Raw genomic sequence first — 15,574 nt, 5'->3', positions numbered from 1 at the left:
CGCGTGCTCGTCGAGGACCACGACGGTCTGCTCCTGCTCCGCCCGCCCACGGACGACACCCTGCTCGCCCCCGACGTCGCCGACCTCGCCCGCGCCCTGCGCGCCGCGGACCAGGACACCGTCACGATCGTCGCCGTCGCCGGGGAGGAGGCGGCGGCGTCGCTCTGGCCCCGGCTGAGCGAGACGCTCGACTCACTGCGGGAGTCCGGCACCCGGTCCGTGCGGCTGGTGATGTCCGGCGCCGGACTCGACCGTCCGGACCGTCCCGCCCCGGCCCGCCGGATCGCCGACGCCTGGGACCTGACGGTCGAGGCCCCCGACGGACCGGTGCTCGTGGTGCCGGGCGGCTCGGTCTTCGTACCGCCCGGCGACGGCGGCTGGTGGCGCTTCGCCCCCGGTGAGCCTCCCGAGGCGCTCGGGCCGCTCACCCCCGCCCCGCGCTGGCAGACCGCGCTGCGCCGGGCGCCGGAGCGGACCTCGGACGGCTGCGTCGTGGACCGGATACCGGCGGGCCTGCTGATCCGCCCCGCCGAGGCGACCGCGCCCAGGCCCGGTGACCTGTTCCACGCCGTCCCCGTCGACCCCCGGCGTCCCGCCGTGGTCGTCGGCGTGCCGTGGGGCGAGGACGTCCTGGCGAGCGAGGTCGCCGACGTGCTCGCGGCACTGCCGGCCGCCGTCCGCTCCGGCGTCCGGCTCTCCCCGGGCGGGCGGCGCGACCTGCTGCCGCTGGGCCGCGCCGTGGCCGCGCGGCTGAAGACGGAGGTGGAGGTCACCACCGGACTCCCGCTCTTCGCCGCCGACAGCCCGCTGGGCACGTACGGCGTACGGTCCGTGCTGGCCGGTCCGGACGGGGCGCCGCGCTGGCTGCCCTTCGTGGACGCCGTGCTGTGCCCGCCCCCGGAAGAGACCCGTCCCGGACCGGAGCCCGACGACCCGGCCGCCGCCGCGCCGGAACCCGCCGCCCCGGACCCCCGGCTGCTCCGCTGGACCTCACCGCTGCCGGACCCCCGGGGCCCCGAGGACGGCGTCCTCCTCCTCTCCGACACCTGGCGGGCCACGGTCACCCGGGCCGGGCTGTGGGTGGACCGCCGGGACGGTCCCCCGCCGCCCTGGAGCGCCCGCCCGGTGAGCATCGACGGCCCGACCATCGAGATCGGTCTCCCCGGCGACCGGCTCGACGCCTCGCTCTGGCCGGTGCTGTCCCGCCTCCTCGACCGCCTCCCGGCCGACCTGCGCACCCGCACCGCCCTCCACGTCCACGCCACCCCGCCCGACGGCGGCCTCGCCCTGCGCACCCTGGCGGCCGACCGCGCCCTGCGCGTCATCCGCTTCGCCACGGCGCCACGGACGCGACCGGCGCCCCGCAGCGGCACCGTCGGCACCGTGAGTGCCGCGGGTGCCGCGGGTGCCGCGGGTGCCCCGCGCGGCTCCGGCGCGGTGCCCACGGAGTCGAAGCCCCGGCCGTCTACCGCGACCGGGCCGACGGCCCCGGCCGCCGTGCCGCGACCGGCACCGGTGAACAGCGTCTCCGGGGCCACCCCGGCGGCCACCCCGACGACAGGTCCCACCGCGCTCACCACCGCCACCGCCGCCACGGCCATCACGGCCACGGCCACGGCCACGGCCACGGCGTCAGCGTCGGCGTCGGCGTCGGCGTCGGCCGTACCGAGCGCGCCACGCGGGCCGGACGTACGCGAGGGCCGCTCAGGCCCCGCCTCCCCGGCCGCCGCCCCGCGGGCACCGCTCCCGGACGTGCCGGTCTCCCCCCGGCACCGCAGCACCGTCCCGGAACGCACCGCCTTCCGCGCGCTGGCCGCACCCGTGTGGGAGCGGCAGAGCGCGGCGGTGGACCGGGCGCTGGCGGGCATGCCCGCGCCGCACGGGGAGCAGCAGGACGCGGCACGGGCCGACCTGACCGCGTTGCTGCTGTACCTCCAGGACGATGACGGACCGCTGGGCCACGCGGAACTGGCGCAGTCCCTGCGGTCGGGCGAGGAGCGCCTCGTCCCGTACGCCCGCTGTCTGGCGTCCGGGCTCGCGCGACTGCCGTCGTACCGCGGTGCCGTACTGCGCGGACGAGGCGGCGCGGCCGGGCTCGACGGGCTGCGGCCGGGGCAGGTGCTGCGGGACCCGGCGCCGTTGAGCGGGCTGCCGTTCGATCCGGACGGGAAGGAGCGGGTCGCGGGCGTGGGCTTCGCGATTTGGTCCCTCACCGGCCGCCGGGTCCGGCACCTGCCGGCAGCGGACGGCGACGAGGTCGTCTTCGCCCCGGGCACCGCCTTCAAGGTCCTCGGCGTACGGGCGGCCGACGACTCGGCTCCCCTGGTCCTGCTGCGCCAGCTGCCCGACGTCCCCACCGCGTCCACCGTGCTGGAGGACGCGGACGAGACCGCGCTCACCCGCCTGGACCACGCCCTGGCCGACCGCACGTCGCCCGGTGCGGGCGACTGGCCGGACCGCTGCGCCGGACCCGTCGGCGACCACTGAACCGCACCTCCCACCCCTCGACAAGGAGCAGCGTTCATGCCACGTCAGAACGAACCGCCCTCCTCCGACACGGCGTCCCCCGTCACCGTCCGGCGGGCGGTGGCCGTCCCGGGGCCGGCCCAGGACCCCGGCGCCGCCCTCGGCCCGCGCGTCCCCGCTCCGGAACCCGCTCCCGTCCCGGAACCCGCTCCCGTCCCGGAACCCGCTTCAGCCCCTGACCCCGCTCCCGTGGTCCCCGCGCCGACCGCCTCCGCTGGGAAACGTTTCGGCAAGCCCCGCTCGGCAGCCCGGGAGCGGCAGCCCGAGGCGGAGTCCAAGGCGGAGCCCGAAGCCAAGTCCAAGGCGGAGGCCAAGGCAGAGCCCAAGGCGGAGTCCAAGGCGGCCTCCGAGGCCAAGCCGAAGGCAGAACCCAAGGCCGAGCCCGAAGCGGAGGCCAAGGCAGAGCCCGCAGCCGTCCCGAGCCCGCTCGCCGCGGCCGCAGTCGCGACCGCCGCCGAAGCCGAAGCCACCGCCACCGCCGCCGGCGCGTCCGAGCCCGCCGACCAGCACCCCTCCCGCCCCCGCGGCCCCCTGCTCGCCGCCGCCGGCATAGCGGGCGCGCTGCTGATCTCCGTACCGTTCCTGGTGCTGGCCGCGATCGGGGACGACGACGAACGGTCGATCGCCACGGCGCCCGTCGGCGGTACGACGCTCGGCCCCGGCACGTCGGACGACGAGCTGCCCGCCGACTACGCGGCCGAGTCCCCGTCTCCCTCGCCGAGCCCGTCGAAGGCCTCCCCCTCGGCGAAGTCCCCCTCTCCCGCCGAGGTGAAGGCAGCGCCGCACGGGGCGGAGGAGAAGACGGGGGCGGAGGAGAAGAAGACGAAGGAGCCGGCCGCCGAGAAGACCACCAAGGCCGCGCGGACGGAGAAGAAGGCCACGACGAAGAAGGCGTCCGGGCCCACCGCCCGTGAGCTGGCCAACGCCGCCTCCAGCCAGTCGGCCGTCCTGCTGAAGAACACCGCGACGGGCAAGTGCGCCGATGTGCCCGGCTACGGGAACGGGTCCGTCGACGGTCCGGTGCGGCAGTACATCTGCCGGGACGGCGGCTCCGACAACCAGCAGTGGGACCTGAACGTCGTATCGGCGTCGGGCGGCCCCGGCGGGGCGAGCCTGTTCGTCATCAAGAACGTCAAGGACGGGCTCTGCTTCGACCTGCCCAAGTACGGCAGTGTCGGAAAGGGGACCCAGGTCACCGAGTACCCCTGCAACACCACCCGGTCGGACAACCACCTCTGGTACCTGGAACCCCGCGCGGGCGGCACGTACGCGCTGCGCAATCTCGTCGCCAACCTGTGCCTGGGCGTGAACGGCGGCAAGACCGCCGGCGACGACGCCGAGCTCCAGGTGATGACCTGCGGGGAGAACCAGTACACCGCGCAGCGCTGGGTCTTCTCCTGACCCTTCCGTGACGGTCCTGGCCCCGGCGGGCCGTGCCACGCCGGGGCCAGGAGGTGGTCAGGAGGACTTCCGCTCCACCAGCTGTGTCGCCAGTACCGCCTGCTGCCGCGCCGGCCCCCGGGACGCGGCCGGGCGGCGGTCGGCGATCTCGGTGAGCAGCAGGTCGATCATCGCGCGGCCCATCTCCACGATGGGCTGGCGGACGCTGGTCAGCGGCGGGTCCATGTGGCGGGCGATGGCCGAGTCGTCGTAGCCGACCAGCGCCACGTCCTCGGGGATGCGCAGGCCGGCCTCGCGCAGGACCTGGCGGGCGCCGGCCGCCATCACGTCGGAGCCGCAGAACACCGCGTCCAGGCGGGGGCGGCGGCGCAGCAGCTCGGCCATCGCGCGGCGCCCGCCCTCCTCGGTGAAGTCGCCCGGCTCGACGAGCCGCTCGTCCCCCTCCAGGCCGGCCTCGCGCAGGGCGTCGCGGTAGCCGTCGGCACGGCGCTGGGCGCCGTAGACGTCCAGGCGGCCGGTGATGTGGGCGATCCGGCGCCGGCCCCGGGCCAGCAGGTGCTCGACGGCCGAGCGGGCGCCGCCGTAGTTGTCGGAGTCGACGGAGGCGAGGGACTCGGTGGCGGAGCGCGGGCCGCTGATCACCGCGGGGATCTCCAGCTGGGCGAGCAGGTCGGGCAGCGGGTCGTCGGCGTGCACGGAGACCAGCAGGACACCGTCCACCCGGTGGGCGGCGAGGTACTGGGCGAGCCGCTGCCGCTCCCGGTCGCTGCCCGCGAAGATCAGCAGCAGCTGCATCTCGGTGTCGGCCAGCTCGGCGCCGACGCCGCGCAGGATGGCGGAGAAGTACGGTTCGGAGAAGAACCGGGTCTCCGGCTCGGGGACGACCAGGGCGATGGCGTCGGTGCGGTTGGCGGCCAGGGCACGGGCGGCCGTGTTCGGGACGTAGCCGAGTTCGGCGACCGCCGCCTCGACGGCCGCGCGGGTCGCGTCGCTCACCCGGGGGGAGCCGTTGATCACCCGGGAGACGGTGCCGCGGCCGACTCCGGCGCGGGCGGCGACCTCCTCCAGGGTCGGGCGCCGGACGCCCCGGCTCCGCCCACCGCTGACCACCATGGTCGCCGCCTTCCCTTTCGCCGCTGTCAGGCCAGGAATGTAACAGCCGCGGCCATGGTGGAACCCGGAGGTGTTATCCCTGCTCGCCGGCGGCCGGCAGGGCGTTGCGCCGGATCACGTCGGCGTACCAGTGGGCGCTCGCCTTGGGGATGCGGCGCTGGGTGGCGTAGTCGACGTACACGGTGCCGAAGCGCTTCGAGTAGCCGTAGGCCCATTCGAAGTTGTCCAGCAGGGACCACAGGAAGTAGCCCCGGACGTCCGCGCCGTCGGCGACGGCCCGCCGGACCGCCTCCAGGTGGGCGTGCAGGTAGGCGATCCGCTCCGGGTCGTTCACCACGCCCTCGGGGGAGACGTAGTCGTCGAAGGCGGCGCCGTTCTCGGTGACCATCAGCGGCAGACCGGGGTGGGCCTTGGCCAGGCCGGTCAGCAGGGTGTGCAGCCCGTCCGGGTCGATGGCCCAGTTCATCGCCGTGAGGTTGTCGTTGGCGAGGTGGAAGGAGACGTGGCCGGAGCCCGTCCACGGGGAGTGGTCGCTGGCGCCGTGGCCGTCGTTGCCGGTGCTGCCGGTGCCGTCGGCGGGCAGCGAGACCACGGTCGGCGCGTAGTAGTTGACGCCGAGCACGTCGATGGGGCGGGAGATCTCGGCCAGGTCGCCGTCGCGCACCAGCTGGCCCCAGTCGACGATGTGCGCGGTGTCGGCGAGCAGGTCCTCGGGGTAGGCGCCGTCGAGGAGGGGGCCGGTGAAGACGCGGTTGCCGACCGCGTCGATGCGGCGGGCCGCCTCGGCGTCCTCGGGGCTGTCGGTGAGGGGGCGCACCTGGTGGAGGTTGAGGGTGATGGAGGTCTGCGCGGTCGTCGGCAGCGACGCGCGCAGCGCTCCGATCGCCTTGCCGTGCGCCAGGTTGAGGTGGTGGGCGGCGCGCAGGGTGGCGGCCGGGTCGGTGCGGCCCGGGGCGTGCACGCCGGAGCCGTAGCCGAGGAAGGCGCTGCACCAGGGCTCGTTGAGGGTGGTCCACACGCCGACGCGGTCGCCCAGGGCACGGGCCATGATGTCGGCGTACTCGGCGAACCGGTCGGCGGTGTCGCGCTGCGGCCAGCCACCCGCGTCCTCCAGCTCCTGGGGCAGGTCCCAGTGGTAGAGGGTGGCGACGGGGGTGATGCCCGCCTCCAGCAGTTCGTCGGTGAGCCGGCGGTAGAAGTCCAGGCCGCGTTCGACGGCGGGCCCGCGGCCGGTGGGCTGGACCCGGGACCAGGAGACCGAGAAGCGGTACGCCTTGAGACCGAGGTCCTTCATCAGGGCCACGTCGTCGCGGTACCGGTGGTAGTGGTCGGCGGCGATGTCACCGGTGTCCCCGTTGCGGACCTTGCCGGGGGTGTGGCTGAAGGTGTCCCAGATGGAGGGCGTGCGGCCGTCCTCGGCGGCGGCGCCCTCCACCTGGTACGCGGCGGTGGCGGTGCCCCAGACGAAGCCCGCCGGGAAGGAGGCGTCGGAGGCCGACCGGGCAGTGGTCTCGGGTCGTACGGCGGTCATGTGAGAGCGCTCCCAAGGGTGAGAAGGAGTCGGGTGGGGAGGTCCGGCAGCGAGGTGCGGCGGTGCGGGCGGACGAGTACGGGAAGCGAGTACGGCAGGCAGGGGCGGCCGAGGCGGGGAGGAGGGCCGGGGGCCGGCAGGGCCCGCTTACGGGGCGGGCTCTGCCGGCGGTTCGACGGCCGATGGCCGATGGCCGATGGCCGAGGCCTATGTCCAACGGCCGTCGAACCGACGGCCGTCGAGCCGGTGCCGCGGTCGGCCACTGTGGGTCGCGACGGGCCGCGACGGGCCGCGATGGGCCGCGGTCGACCGCTGTGGCCGCTGTGGCCGCTGTAGGTCAGCCCTTGACCGCGCCCGCCATGATGCCTCCGACGATCTGCTTGCCGAAGACCACGAAGACCACCAGCAGCGGCAGCGTGCTGATCAGCGCTCCCGCCATGACGATGCTCTGGTCGGGGGTGTAGGAGGCGCTGAGCTGGCCGAGCGCCACCTGGAGCGTCGGGTTCTCCGCGGACAGCGAGAGGAAGGGCCAGAAGAAGTCGTTCCAGGCCTGGACGAAGGTGAGCATGCCGAGCACCATCATCGCGGGCCGGGCTGCGGGCAGGACGATGCTCCACACGATGCGGAGGTTGTTCGCCCCGTCCACCTTGGCCGCCTCGATGAGTTCGTACGGCAGGGCCTCCAGCAGGTACTGGCGCATGAAGAAGACACCGAAGGCGCCGACCAGGGTCGGGAAGATCACCGACTCCAGCTTTCCGCCCCAGCCGATGTCCGCCATCATCATGAACAGCGGTACGACGCTGAGCTGCGGCGGGATCGTCAGCGTGGCGATGACCGCGGTCATCAGCACACCCCGGCCGCGGAAGCGCATCTTGGCGAAGGCGTAGCCGGCCAGGGTGCAGAAGAACAGCGTGGCCACGGTGATGCTGCCGGACACGATGACGCTGTTGACGATGGCCTTGCCGAGGTTGGCCTGTTCCCAGGCCGCCTCCAGGTTGTTCCACAGCCTGCCGCCGGGGATGAACGGCGGTGGGCTGTCGAGGACCCGCTGCTGGTCGTGCGAGGCGGCCACCAGCGTCCAGTACAACGGGAAGACGGACCCCAGGCCGACGATGATCAGCGCGAGGTAGGTGTACGGGCCGCCCTTGAGCTGCTCGCCGGCGCCGAGCTTGAGGCGGCGGCCCTTGCCGCCGGGGGCGGGGAGCGGAGCCGGGGGCACGCCCGGCGCGGTCTTGGTGGGACTACTGGTCGTGGTCATCGAAGTCGCTCCCGTCAGGCCGCGCTCTTGCGCACGAACCGGCTGACGATCCAGTTGATCAGGGCGATGAGCAGCAGCAGGACGAGCATGGCCCAGGCCACCGCCGCGGCCGGGCCGAGGTGTTGCAGCTTCCAGCCGTAGTTGTAGAGGTAGATGCTGAGCGTCTCGTACTGGTGCTCGCTGCCGCCGACGGCGCCGAGCGTGCCGCCCTGGAGCAGCAGCGGCTCACCGAACAGCTGCATGGAGCCGATCGTCGAGATGACGATGGTGAACAGGATCGTCGGCCGCAGCGAGGGGATGGTCACCTTGCGGAACTGCTGCCAGCGCGAGGCCCCGTCGATCGACGCCGCCTCGTACAGGTCGGACGGCACGGCCTGCATGGCCGCCAGGTAGATCAGGGCGTTGTAGCCGGTCCAGCGCCAGATCACGATGACCGAGATCGCGATCTTGGACGACCATTCGCCGTTGCCCCAGTTGATGTTGTCGACCCCGACGAAGCTCAGCAGCCAGTTGAGGAGGCCGCCGTCGGCCCGGAACACCAGGGCGAAGACGAGGGCGGCGGTCGCCACCGAGGTGGCGTACGGGGTGAGGATCACCGTGCGCCAGAAGGTGCTGGCGCGCAGCTTGTAGTTGAGCAGGTGGGCCAGGCCCAGCGCGACCAGCAGCTGCGGGACGGTCGACAGGACGCCGATGATGAAGGTGTTGGAGACGGACGTCCAGAACTCGGAGTCCTGGAGGATCGTGGAGAAGTTCTCGAAGCCCACCCACTCGGACTGGTCGAGACTCGTCATCTCCACCCGGTGCAGGGCGATCCAGCCGGTGTAGAGGAGCGGGTAGAGCCCGAAGGCACCGAAGACGAGGAAGAAGGGAGCGATGTACGCGTACGGCGACGCCTTGTCGTCGAAGCGCCACAGCCGCGTGCGCCACGCGCTGGGTGCTTTCGACGCGGCGCCGGAGCCGCCGGCGGACGGCTTGTCGGCACCCCGTGTGGGGGTTGTGGTTGCCACGGAGGGAGTCCTTCCCTGGGAGGTCTGGCCGGGTGGGGCGGGAGGCGGGTCGCCGGGCCGGGCCACCGTCCCGTCGTTCCCTCCCCGCGCGGACCGGCCCGGCGTCGGGCGGCCCGCGCGGCGGTCCTGAGGAGCGTGTGCCGGTCCGGCTGTGCAGCGGGTGCCGGTCCGAGGAGCGGGTGGCGGTCCGTGACGGGCGGGTTCGAGGAACGTGCGCCGGTCCGCGGGGGTCCGGTGCGAGAGACGTGCGCCGGTCCGGGACGGTCCGGTGCGAGAGACGTGCGCCGGTCCGTCAGGAGCCGGTTCGAAGGACGTGCGCCGGTCCGGGACGGTCCGGTTGGAGGAACGTGCGCCGGTCCGTCAAGAGCCGGTTGGAGGAGCGTGTGCCGGACGCCACGGAGCAGACCCGCCGCGTACGGCCGGATCTGCTGCGGACGCCCCCACGCCGACGGGCCCTGACCGCCGTACGGCTGCGGTGCGGTCCCGGCGTGGAAGGGGCGCGGGCGGCCGGTGGGGCCGCCCGCACCGCCGGGTCAGCCGATGGCCTTGTCGATCGTCTCGGTCGCCGCGTCCCACGCCTCGTCGGGGTCGGTACCGCGCTGTTCCATGTTGTTGATCTGCGTGGAGATCGTGTCCTTGATCACGCCGTCCTTCGGGCCGAGCACGGCCACCGGGATGCTCTGGGCCTCCTCGGCGTAGAGCTGGCCGATGGGGGCGTTGTTGAAGTACGGGAGCTTGGCGTTCTTCACGTCGGGCAGGTCATAGGCGCCCTGGTTGGACGGGAAGATGCCGACCGCCTTGAACACGGCGGCCTGCTGCTCGGGCGCGGTCAGCCACTTGACCAGCTCCTGGGCCTCCTTGACGTGCTTGCCGGTCTTCGGCACGGTCAGGAAGGAGCCGCCCCAGTTCGCCGCGGTCTCACCGGGCGCGCTGGTGATGTCCCACTTGCCCTTGTAGTCGTCACCGGAGTAGAGCGAGATCTGGTTGGCCATCCAGGCGGGGCACACCACCGTGGCCACGCTGCCCTTGCGCAGCGCCGCCTTCCAGGGGTCCTGGAACTGGGGCAGACCCTGGGTCAGCTTCTTGGCCGCGGCATCGGCGGCCAGGTCCCAGCCCTTCTGCACCGCCGGGTTGTCCTTGTAGATGGCGTTGCCCTCGGCGTCGTAGTACTGGCTCTCGGAGGAGCTGACGACACCGTTGAACATCGCGCTCGCGGAGTCCATGAAGAAGGTGCCGTCGGGCGCCTTCTTCTGGTACTGCTCGGCGAGCTTGAGGTAGTCCTCCCAGCCGCCCGAGACCGCCTTGGCGACGGCTTCGCGGTCGGTCGGCAGGCCCGCCTGCTCGAAGAGGTCGCGGCGGTAGCACAGCGACATCGGGCCGATGTCGGTGCCGGCGCCGATGACCTTGCCGTCCTCGGCGGTGGCCTGCTTGGCCTTCCAGTCGACCCACTGGCTGACGTCGATCGTGTCCTTCAGGTCGACGAACTTGTCCGCCTGGGTGTCGACGACCTCCTTGATGCGGGCGATCTCGACACCGACGACGTCACCCAGCCCACTGCCCGTGTTCAGCTGCTGAAGGAGCTTCGGGTAGTAGTCCTGCTCATTGGAGGTGGTCTCTTCCTCCACGTTGATGTTCGGGTGCAGCTTCTCGTACTTCGCGAACAGGTCGGCCTCCTTGTAGCCGAACTGTCCGTAGTCGGACACCTTGAGGGTGATCTTCCCGTCGGAGTCCGCGGCGTCCGAGTCGCTGTCGCTGCTGCATCCGGTCAACAGCAGGGCCGAGGCCGTCAGGACCGACGTGGTCAGGGCCGCTGCTCTGCGGCCTCGGCCGCCGACGGTACGGGTGATGCGCATTCCACTACTCCTTGTTCCAGTGGGAACGGGGACCTCAGGAATCAGACCGCCGGGATCGACGGTTTCGACCTGCCCTCTCGGTTCGAGCAGCGGCCAGCCCTGGGCAACGCGGTGTGCGGTGCGAAGATGCTGGTCAGAGGTGTGCCATGCCAAGCGGAGGGAAGGGCCGATGGTGCGTTGGTCCACACGGGAGGCGTCCCGGCTTTCCCGTGGGACCGCTCCCACGCGGCTTGCCCCGAAGACTCCTCGGTGCCGGGCCCAAGTGTCAAGAGTTGAAAACGGCGTTGTTGCTCAAGCGTGTTCCGGACGTCACGTGAATGTGTCGCGCCGCGGCCGTCGACCGACCACGGCCGTGTCGGCTTTGCCTGGGTTTCCGCCCTGTTTCCAACCGGTTTCATGCCAGTTCTTCCCCCATCTCCCCTGCGGTGACGGCCACTTGGGCCGCCCGCGGGCCCTCGCGGAACGACGGTCCGGCTTTCTGAGCCAGAATGAAGCAGTCCCCCAGCGAACGCCGGAAGGTGAACGATGAGCCCTGCCGAGCCGCCCAGGACCGCGGACGTCCGGCGTCCGACCCTGAACGCCGTGGCCGCCCGCGCCGGCGTCGGCCGCGGCACGGTCTCCCGGGTCATCAACGGTTCGCCCAAGGTGAGTCCCCATTCCCGCGCGGCGGTCGAGCAGGCGATCGCCGAGCTCGGCTACGTACCCAACCGGGCCGCCCGCTCCTTGGTCACCCGGCGCACCGACTCCGTGGCGCTGGTCGTCCCCGAGGCCGATACCCGGCTGTTCAGCGAGCCGTACTTCTCGGAGATCATCCGGGGCGTGTCCGCCGGACTGGCGAGCGCGGGAATGCAGTTGCTGCTGGTCCTGGTGCGCGACGAGAAGGAGTACGCGCGGCTCGCCCCGTACCTGGCGGCGCACCGCGTGGACGGGGTGCTGATGATCGCGGTGCACAGCGAGGACACCCTCCCCGACCAGCTGGACGAACTCGCCATCCCGACCGTGCTGGCCGGCCGGCGCGGCGACAAGGAGACGCTCGGGCACGTCCGCGCGGACAACAGCGGCGGCGCCCGGAGCGCGGTCCGGCATCTGCTGGCGCGGGGCCGCCGGACCATCGGCACCATCACCGGACCACTGGACATGGAGGCCGCGCAGGACCGGCTCGACGGCTACCGGGCTGCGCTCCGGGAGGCGGGCGTCCCCTTCGACGAGGAACTGGTCGCGTACGGCGACTTCACGGAAGAGGGGGGCCGCGCGGCCATGCGGGACCTTCTGCGCCGGCGTCCCGCCCTGGACGCCGTCTTCGTCGCCTCGGACGTGATGGCCGCCGGCGCGCTGCTGGAACTGCGCGCAGCGGAGCGGCGGACACCCGACGACGTGGCCGTCATCGGCTTCGACGACTCGATCGTGGCCCGGCACACCGATCCGCCGCTGACCAGCGTCCGGCAGCCGCTGGAGGAGATGGGCCGCACCATGGCACGCCTCCTGCTCGACGAGATCGCCGACCACGGCACCGGTCACCGCGAGGTGGTCCTGCCCACGGAACTGGTGATCCGGGCGTCGGCCTGAACGACGGTGCCCCCTTCCGGGCGGGAGTCGGCCCGGCCGACGGCGCCCCTTCCGCGCGGGAGTCGGCCCGGCCGACGGCACCCCTTCCGCGCGGGAGTCGGCCCGAAGCACGGCGCGCCCGCGGGCGGCGTACCGGTCGGTCTCAGTCCCGCCGCTCTCGGACTCCCCCTATGGGAGCGCTCCCATGCATAATGAGGTCCCCCGACCCGTGGGAGCGTTTTCATGCCGGAACCGACGTCCGCCGCCTTTCCCCCCGCCTTCCTCTGGGGCGCCGCCACCTCCGCCTACCAGATCGAAGGCGCGGTACGGGAGGACGGCCGCACCCCCTCCATCTGGGACACCTTCAGCCATACGCCGGGAAAGACCGCCGGCGGCGACACCGGTGACATCGCGGTCGACCACTACCACCGCTACCGCGACGACGTGGCGCTCATGGCGGACCTGGGCCTGAACGCCTACCGCTTCTCCGTCTCCTGGTCCCGGGTGCAGCCCACCGGCCGCGGCCCGGCCGTCCAGCGCGGTCTGGACTTCTACCGGCGCCTGGTCGACGAGCTGCTGGACAAGGGCATCAAGCCGGCCCTCACCCTCTACCACTGGGACCTGCCGCAGGAGCTGGAGGACGCGGGCGGCTGGCCCGAGCGGGAGACGGCCTACCGGTTCGCCGAGTACGCGCAGATCGTCGGCGAGGCGCTCGGGGACCGCGTGGAGCAGTGGATGACGCTCAACGAGCCCTGGTGCAGCGCCTTCCTGGGCTACGGCTCCGGCGTGCACGCCCCGGGCCGCACCGACCACGTGGCCGTCCTGCGCGCGGCCCACCACCTCAACCTGGCGCACGGCCTGGCCACGACCGCCCTGCGTTCGGTGATGCCGGCCCGCAACTCGATCGCGCTGAGCCTGAACACCTCCGTCGTCCGGCCGCTGTCCCGGCGCCCGGAGGACCTGCTGGCGGCGCGGAAGATCGACGACCTGTCCGGCGGGATCTTCCACGGCCCGGTGCTGCACGGCGCCTACCCCGAGCACCTCTTCGAGGCGACGGCGTCGGTCACCGACTGGTCCTACGTCCAGGACGGCGACCTCGCCCTGATCCACCAGCCGCTGGACGCGCTGGGCCTCAACTACTACACGCCGACCCTGGTGTCGGCCGCCGACCCGGACGCCCCCGGCCCGCGCGCCGACGGGCACGGGGGCGGCGACCTCTCGCCGTGGCCGGCCGCCGACGACGTGGCCTTCCACCAGTCGCCGGGCGAGCGGACGGAGATGGGCTGGACCGTCGACCCGACCGGTCTGTACGACCTGATCATGCGCTACTCCCGCGAGGCGCCCGGCCTCCAGCTGTTCATCACCGAGAACGGCGCCGCCTACGACGACAAGCCCGGCGCCGACGGCACGGTCCACGACCCCGAGCGCGTCGCCTACCTGCACGGCCACCTGTCCGCGGTCCGCCGGGCCATCGCCGACGGCGCGGACGTACGCGGCTACTACCTGTGGTCCCTGCTGGACAACTTCGAGTGGGCGTACGGCTACGAGAAGCGGTTCGGCGGGGTCTACGTCGACTACGTGACCCTGGAGCGCACGCCGAAGTCGAGCGCCCTGTGGTACGGCGAGGCGGCGCGAACGGGCACGCTCCCGCCGGTGGCGGCGGCCGAGTAGGCCACTGGCCCGAGAAGACCACTGGCCCAAGAAGGCCACTGGTCCGGGAAGACCACTGGTCCGGGAAGACCGCCTGTCACGGGGAGCGGGGAAGCGGGGCGCGGCGTCCGGCGGGGATGCCGCGCCCCACCGCCGTCACTGGTAGCGGGCGAACGCCTCGGCGAAGGCGCCGTCCGTCTGCTCGATGGAACTGCACGTGGCGTCGGCCTGCTGCTTGGGGCCGCCGGGACAGGCCTTGTCACGGGTCGCGGACCACATGGAGAGGCTCCCGAGCCCCTTGGCCTCGGCGAACTCGACCAGCTGACCGGCGTCGGCCACGGTGAACACCTCGGTGACGACGTCGTTGACGCCGATCATCGGCGTGACCCCGACCGCCTTCCACGCCGCGCTGTCGTCGAGGCCGAGGACACCCTTGATCTGGGCCTGGGTGGCGGTGGCGGCCTGTTCGGCGTAGGTGCCCATGTCGCCGCTGTAGGCGGCGCCGTAGTCCATCGCCATGATGTTGACGGTGTCGACCGTGACCCCGTTCTCCTCGGCGTCGGCGAGCAGGTCGACGCCGGGCTGGGTCAGGCCCTCCGGCATCACCGGGAGGGTGAAGGAGACGTCCAGGTCGGGGTGGTCGGCCTGGAGCCGGGCGATGGCCTGGGCGCGGCGCGTGTTCGCGGCCGTGTCGGGCAGCGCGCCGCCCTCCACGTCGAAGTCGACCTTGGTGAGGTCGTAGGCGGCCACGACCTTCTCGTACGCCGCCGCCAGCGCGTCGGCCGAGGAGCAGGTGGTGGCCAGCTCGGAGCCGGCCGCGCCGCCGAAGGAGACCCGGACGTCACCGCCGGCCGCGCGCAGGTCGCCTATCTGCGCGGCCACCGCGTCGCTCGCCAGGTCGGTGACGCCGCCCCACTTGGGGGTGCAGCTCCCGCCGTCGGTGACGAAGGCGAGGTTGTACTCCTTGACGCCCGTCGCCTCGGCGTTGGCCAGCAGGTCGTAGGCGGGGTAGAGCGAGGTGTCGACGTACGGGGCGAAGCCGGCGCTGTCGGTGGTCCCGCTGCCGGTGTCCCCGGTCGCGGTGACCGTGGGCGTGGGGGTGGCGCCTCCGGTCGGGGCGGTCGTCGGGGTGTCGGTGGGCCGGCCACTGGGCTCGGGGGTGGCGCCCGCGTCCGTGGAACAGGCGGCACCGTCGACGCGGCAGCCGAGCGGGTCGCCGGTGCCCTGGACGACGAAGCCGACGGTGACCGACTCGCCGGCCGCCAGCCCGTCGGTGTCCCACTTCGGCGCGGTCACGGTCACGTGCTGTCCGCTCACCCGGGACTCGCCGTTCCACAGCGAGCCGAGCTTCGTCCCCGAGGGCAGGTCGAACTCCAGTGTCCAGTCCGCCTTCATCTCCGCGCCGTCGTTGGTGACGACGTACTGCGCGGTGTATCCCGTCTCCCAGGCGCTGGTCCTGGTGTACGCGGCGCCGACTCCCGCCGCGTGGGCCGCGCTGGTGAACAGCAGCGCGCCGCCGCCCGCGACGGCCGCTGCCACGACCGCGCCGATCGCCTTGTTCCTGCCGCTGATCCTGCGCCGGTGGGTACTCATGGCGTGCCTGCTTTCCCTGCTTGCCGGAGGTGGGGGTGCGGCAGCACGCTAGCGACGCCGAACCGGGCAAAGAGCCTGATCCGGACGGCAGTCGGCG

General features: G+C 73.0%; 10 protein-coding genes. 4 read left to right on the top strand and 6 right to left on the bottom strand.

The genetic code is table 11. The features are described 5' to 3' along the window. Positions 1 to 3: 3 nt before the first annotated feature. Complete coding sequence (locus ACZ3IG_RS01100; protein WP_467427832.1) at positions 4 to 2,487, top strand: hypothetical protein; 2,484 nt, start codon at positions 4 to 6, stop codon at positions 2,485 to 2,487. Between the two features lie 36 nt (positions 2,488 to 2,523). Then, positions 2,524 to 3,927 (top strand): RICIN domain-containing protein, encoded by a 1,404-nt coding sequence (locus ACZ3IG_RS01095; RefSeq protein ID WP_467427831.1) that lies wholly within the window; start codon positions 2,524 to 2,526, stop codon positions 3,925 to 3,927. A 57-nt stretch (positions 3,928 to 3,984) separates the two neighbouring features. On the opposite strand, the gene ACZ3IG_RS01090 is transcribed toward ACZ3IG_RS01095, so the two are convergent. From ACZ3IG_RS01090 to ACZ3IG_RS01070, 5 genes are all read right to left on the bottom strand, one after another. Continuing rightward, positions 3,985 to 5,040 (bottom strand): LacI family DNA-binding transcriptional regulator, encoded by a 1,056-nt coding sequence (locus ACZ3IG_RS01090; RefSeq protein ID WP_467427829.1) that lies wholly within the window; start codon positions 5,038 to 5,040, stop codon positions 3,985 to 3,987. A gap of 73 nt (positions 5,041 to 5,113) precedes the next feature. Next, complete coding sequence (locus ACZ3IG_RS01085) at positions 5,114 to 6,571, bottom strand: GH1 family beta-glucosidase (RefSeq protein ID WP_467427828.1); 1,458 nt, start codon at positions 6,569 to 6,571, stop codon at positions 5,114 to 5,116. 337 nt (positions 6,572 to 6,908) lie between these two features. Next, a complete protein-coding gene (locus ACZ3IG_RS01080) occupies positions 6,909 to 7,829 on the bottom strand; it encodes a carbohydrate ABC transporter permease (RefSeq protein WP_467427825.1) in 921 nt (306 codons plus the stop codon). Between the two features lie 14 nt (positions 7,830 to 7,843). Next, complete coding sequence (locus tag ACZ3IG_RS01075; protein ID WP_467427823.1) at positions 7,844 to 8,836, bottom strand: carbohydrate ABC transporter permease; 993 nt, start codon at positions 8,834 to 8,836, stop codon at positions 7,844 to 7,846. Positions 8,837 to 9,369: 533 nt separating this feature from the next. Continuing rightward, a complete protein-coding gene (locus ACZ3IG_RS01070) occupies positions 9,370 to 10,689 on the bottom strand; it encodes an ABC transporter substrate-binding protein (protein WP_467427822.1) in 1,320 nt (439 codons plus the stop codon). Positions 10,690 to 11,214: 525 nt separating this feature from the next. Between ACZ3IG_RS01070 and ACZ3IG_RS01065 the strand changes: the two genes are divergently transcribed. After that, complete coding sequence (locus tag ACZ3IG_RS01065) at positions 11,215 to 12,255, top strand: LacI family DNA-binding transcriptional regulator (RefSeq protein WP_467427821.1); 1,041 nt, start codon at positions 11,215 to 11,217, stop codon at positions 12,253 to 12,255. 222 nt (positions 12,256 to 12,477) lie between these two features. After that, positions 12,478 to 13,905, top strand: a complete 1,428-nt coding sequence (locus tag ACZ3IG_RS01060; protein WP_467427819.1) for a GH1 family beta-glucosidase — start codon at positions 12,478 to 12,480, stop codon at positions 13,903 to 13,905. Between the two features lie 135 nt (positions 13,906 to 14,040). On the opposite strand, the gene ACZ3IG_RS01055 is transcribed toward ACZ3IG_RS01060, so the two are convergent. Then, positions 14,041 to 15,477, bottom strand: coding sequence for a glycoside hydrolase family 18 protein (locus ACZ3IG_RS01055; protein ID WP_467427817.1), 1,437 nt, complete (start codon positions 15,475 to 15,477; stop codon positions 14,041 to 14,043). Positions 15,478 to 15,574: the final 97 nt, after the last annotated feature.

This window comes from Streptomyces sp. NPDC016677, from assembly GCF_055562815.1.
This window is presented reverse-complemented; position numbering and strand designations above follow the sequence as displayed.

What these genes read in the sequence shown, in the direction of transcription:
- ACZ3IG_RS01095 (WP_467427831.1), top strand. Translation starts at nt 2,524, where the DNA reads ATGCCACGTCAGAACGAACCGCCCTCCTCCGACACGGCGTCCCCCGTC.
- ACZ3IG_RS01080 (WP_467427825.1), bottom strand. Translation starts at nt 7,829, where the DNA reads ATGACCACGACCAGTAGTCCCACCAAGACCGCGCCGGGCGTGCCCCCG.
- ACZ3IG_RS01085 (WP_467427828.1), bottom strand. Translation starts at nt 6,571, where the DNA reads ATGACCGCCGTACGACCCGAGACCACTGCCCGGTCGGCCTCCGACGCC.
- ACZ3IG_RS01055 (WP_467427817.1), bottom strand. Translation starts at nt 15,477, where the DNA reads ATGAGTACCCACCGGCGCAGGATCAGCGGCAGGAACAAGGCGATCGGC.
- ACZ3IG_RS01090 (WP_467427829.1), bottom strand. Translation starts at nt 5,040, where the DNA reads ATGGTGGTCAGCGGTGGGCGGAGCCGGGGCGTCCGGCGCCCGACCCTG.
- ACZ3IG_RS01070 (WP_467427822.1), bottom strand. Translation starts at nt 10,689, where the DNA reads ATGCGCATCACCCGTACCGTCGGCGGCCGAGGCCGCAGAGCAGCGGCC.
- ACZ3IG_RS01060 (WP_467427819.1), top strand. Translation starts at nt 12,478, where the DNA reads ATGCCGGAACCGACGTCCGCCGCCTTTCCCCCCGCCTTCCTCTGGGGC.
- ACZ3IG_RS01065 (WP_467427821.1), top strand. Translation starts at nt 11,215, where the DNA reads ATGAGCCCTGCCGAGCCGCCCAGGACCGCGGACGTCCGGCGTCCGACC.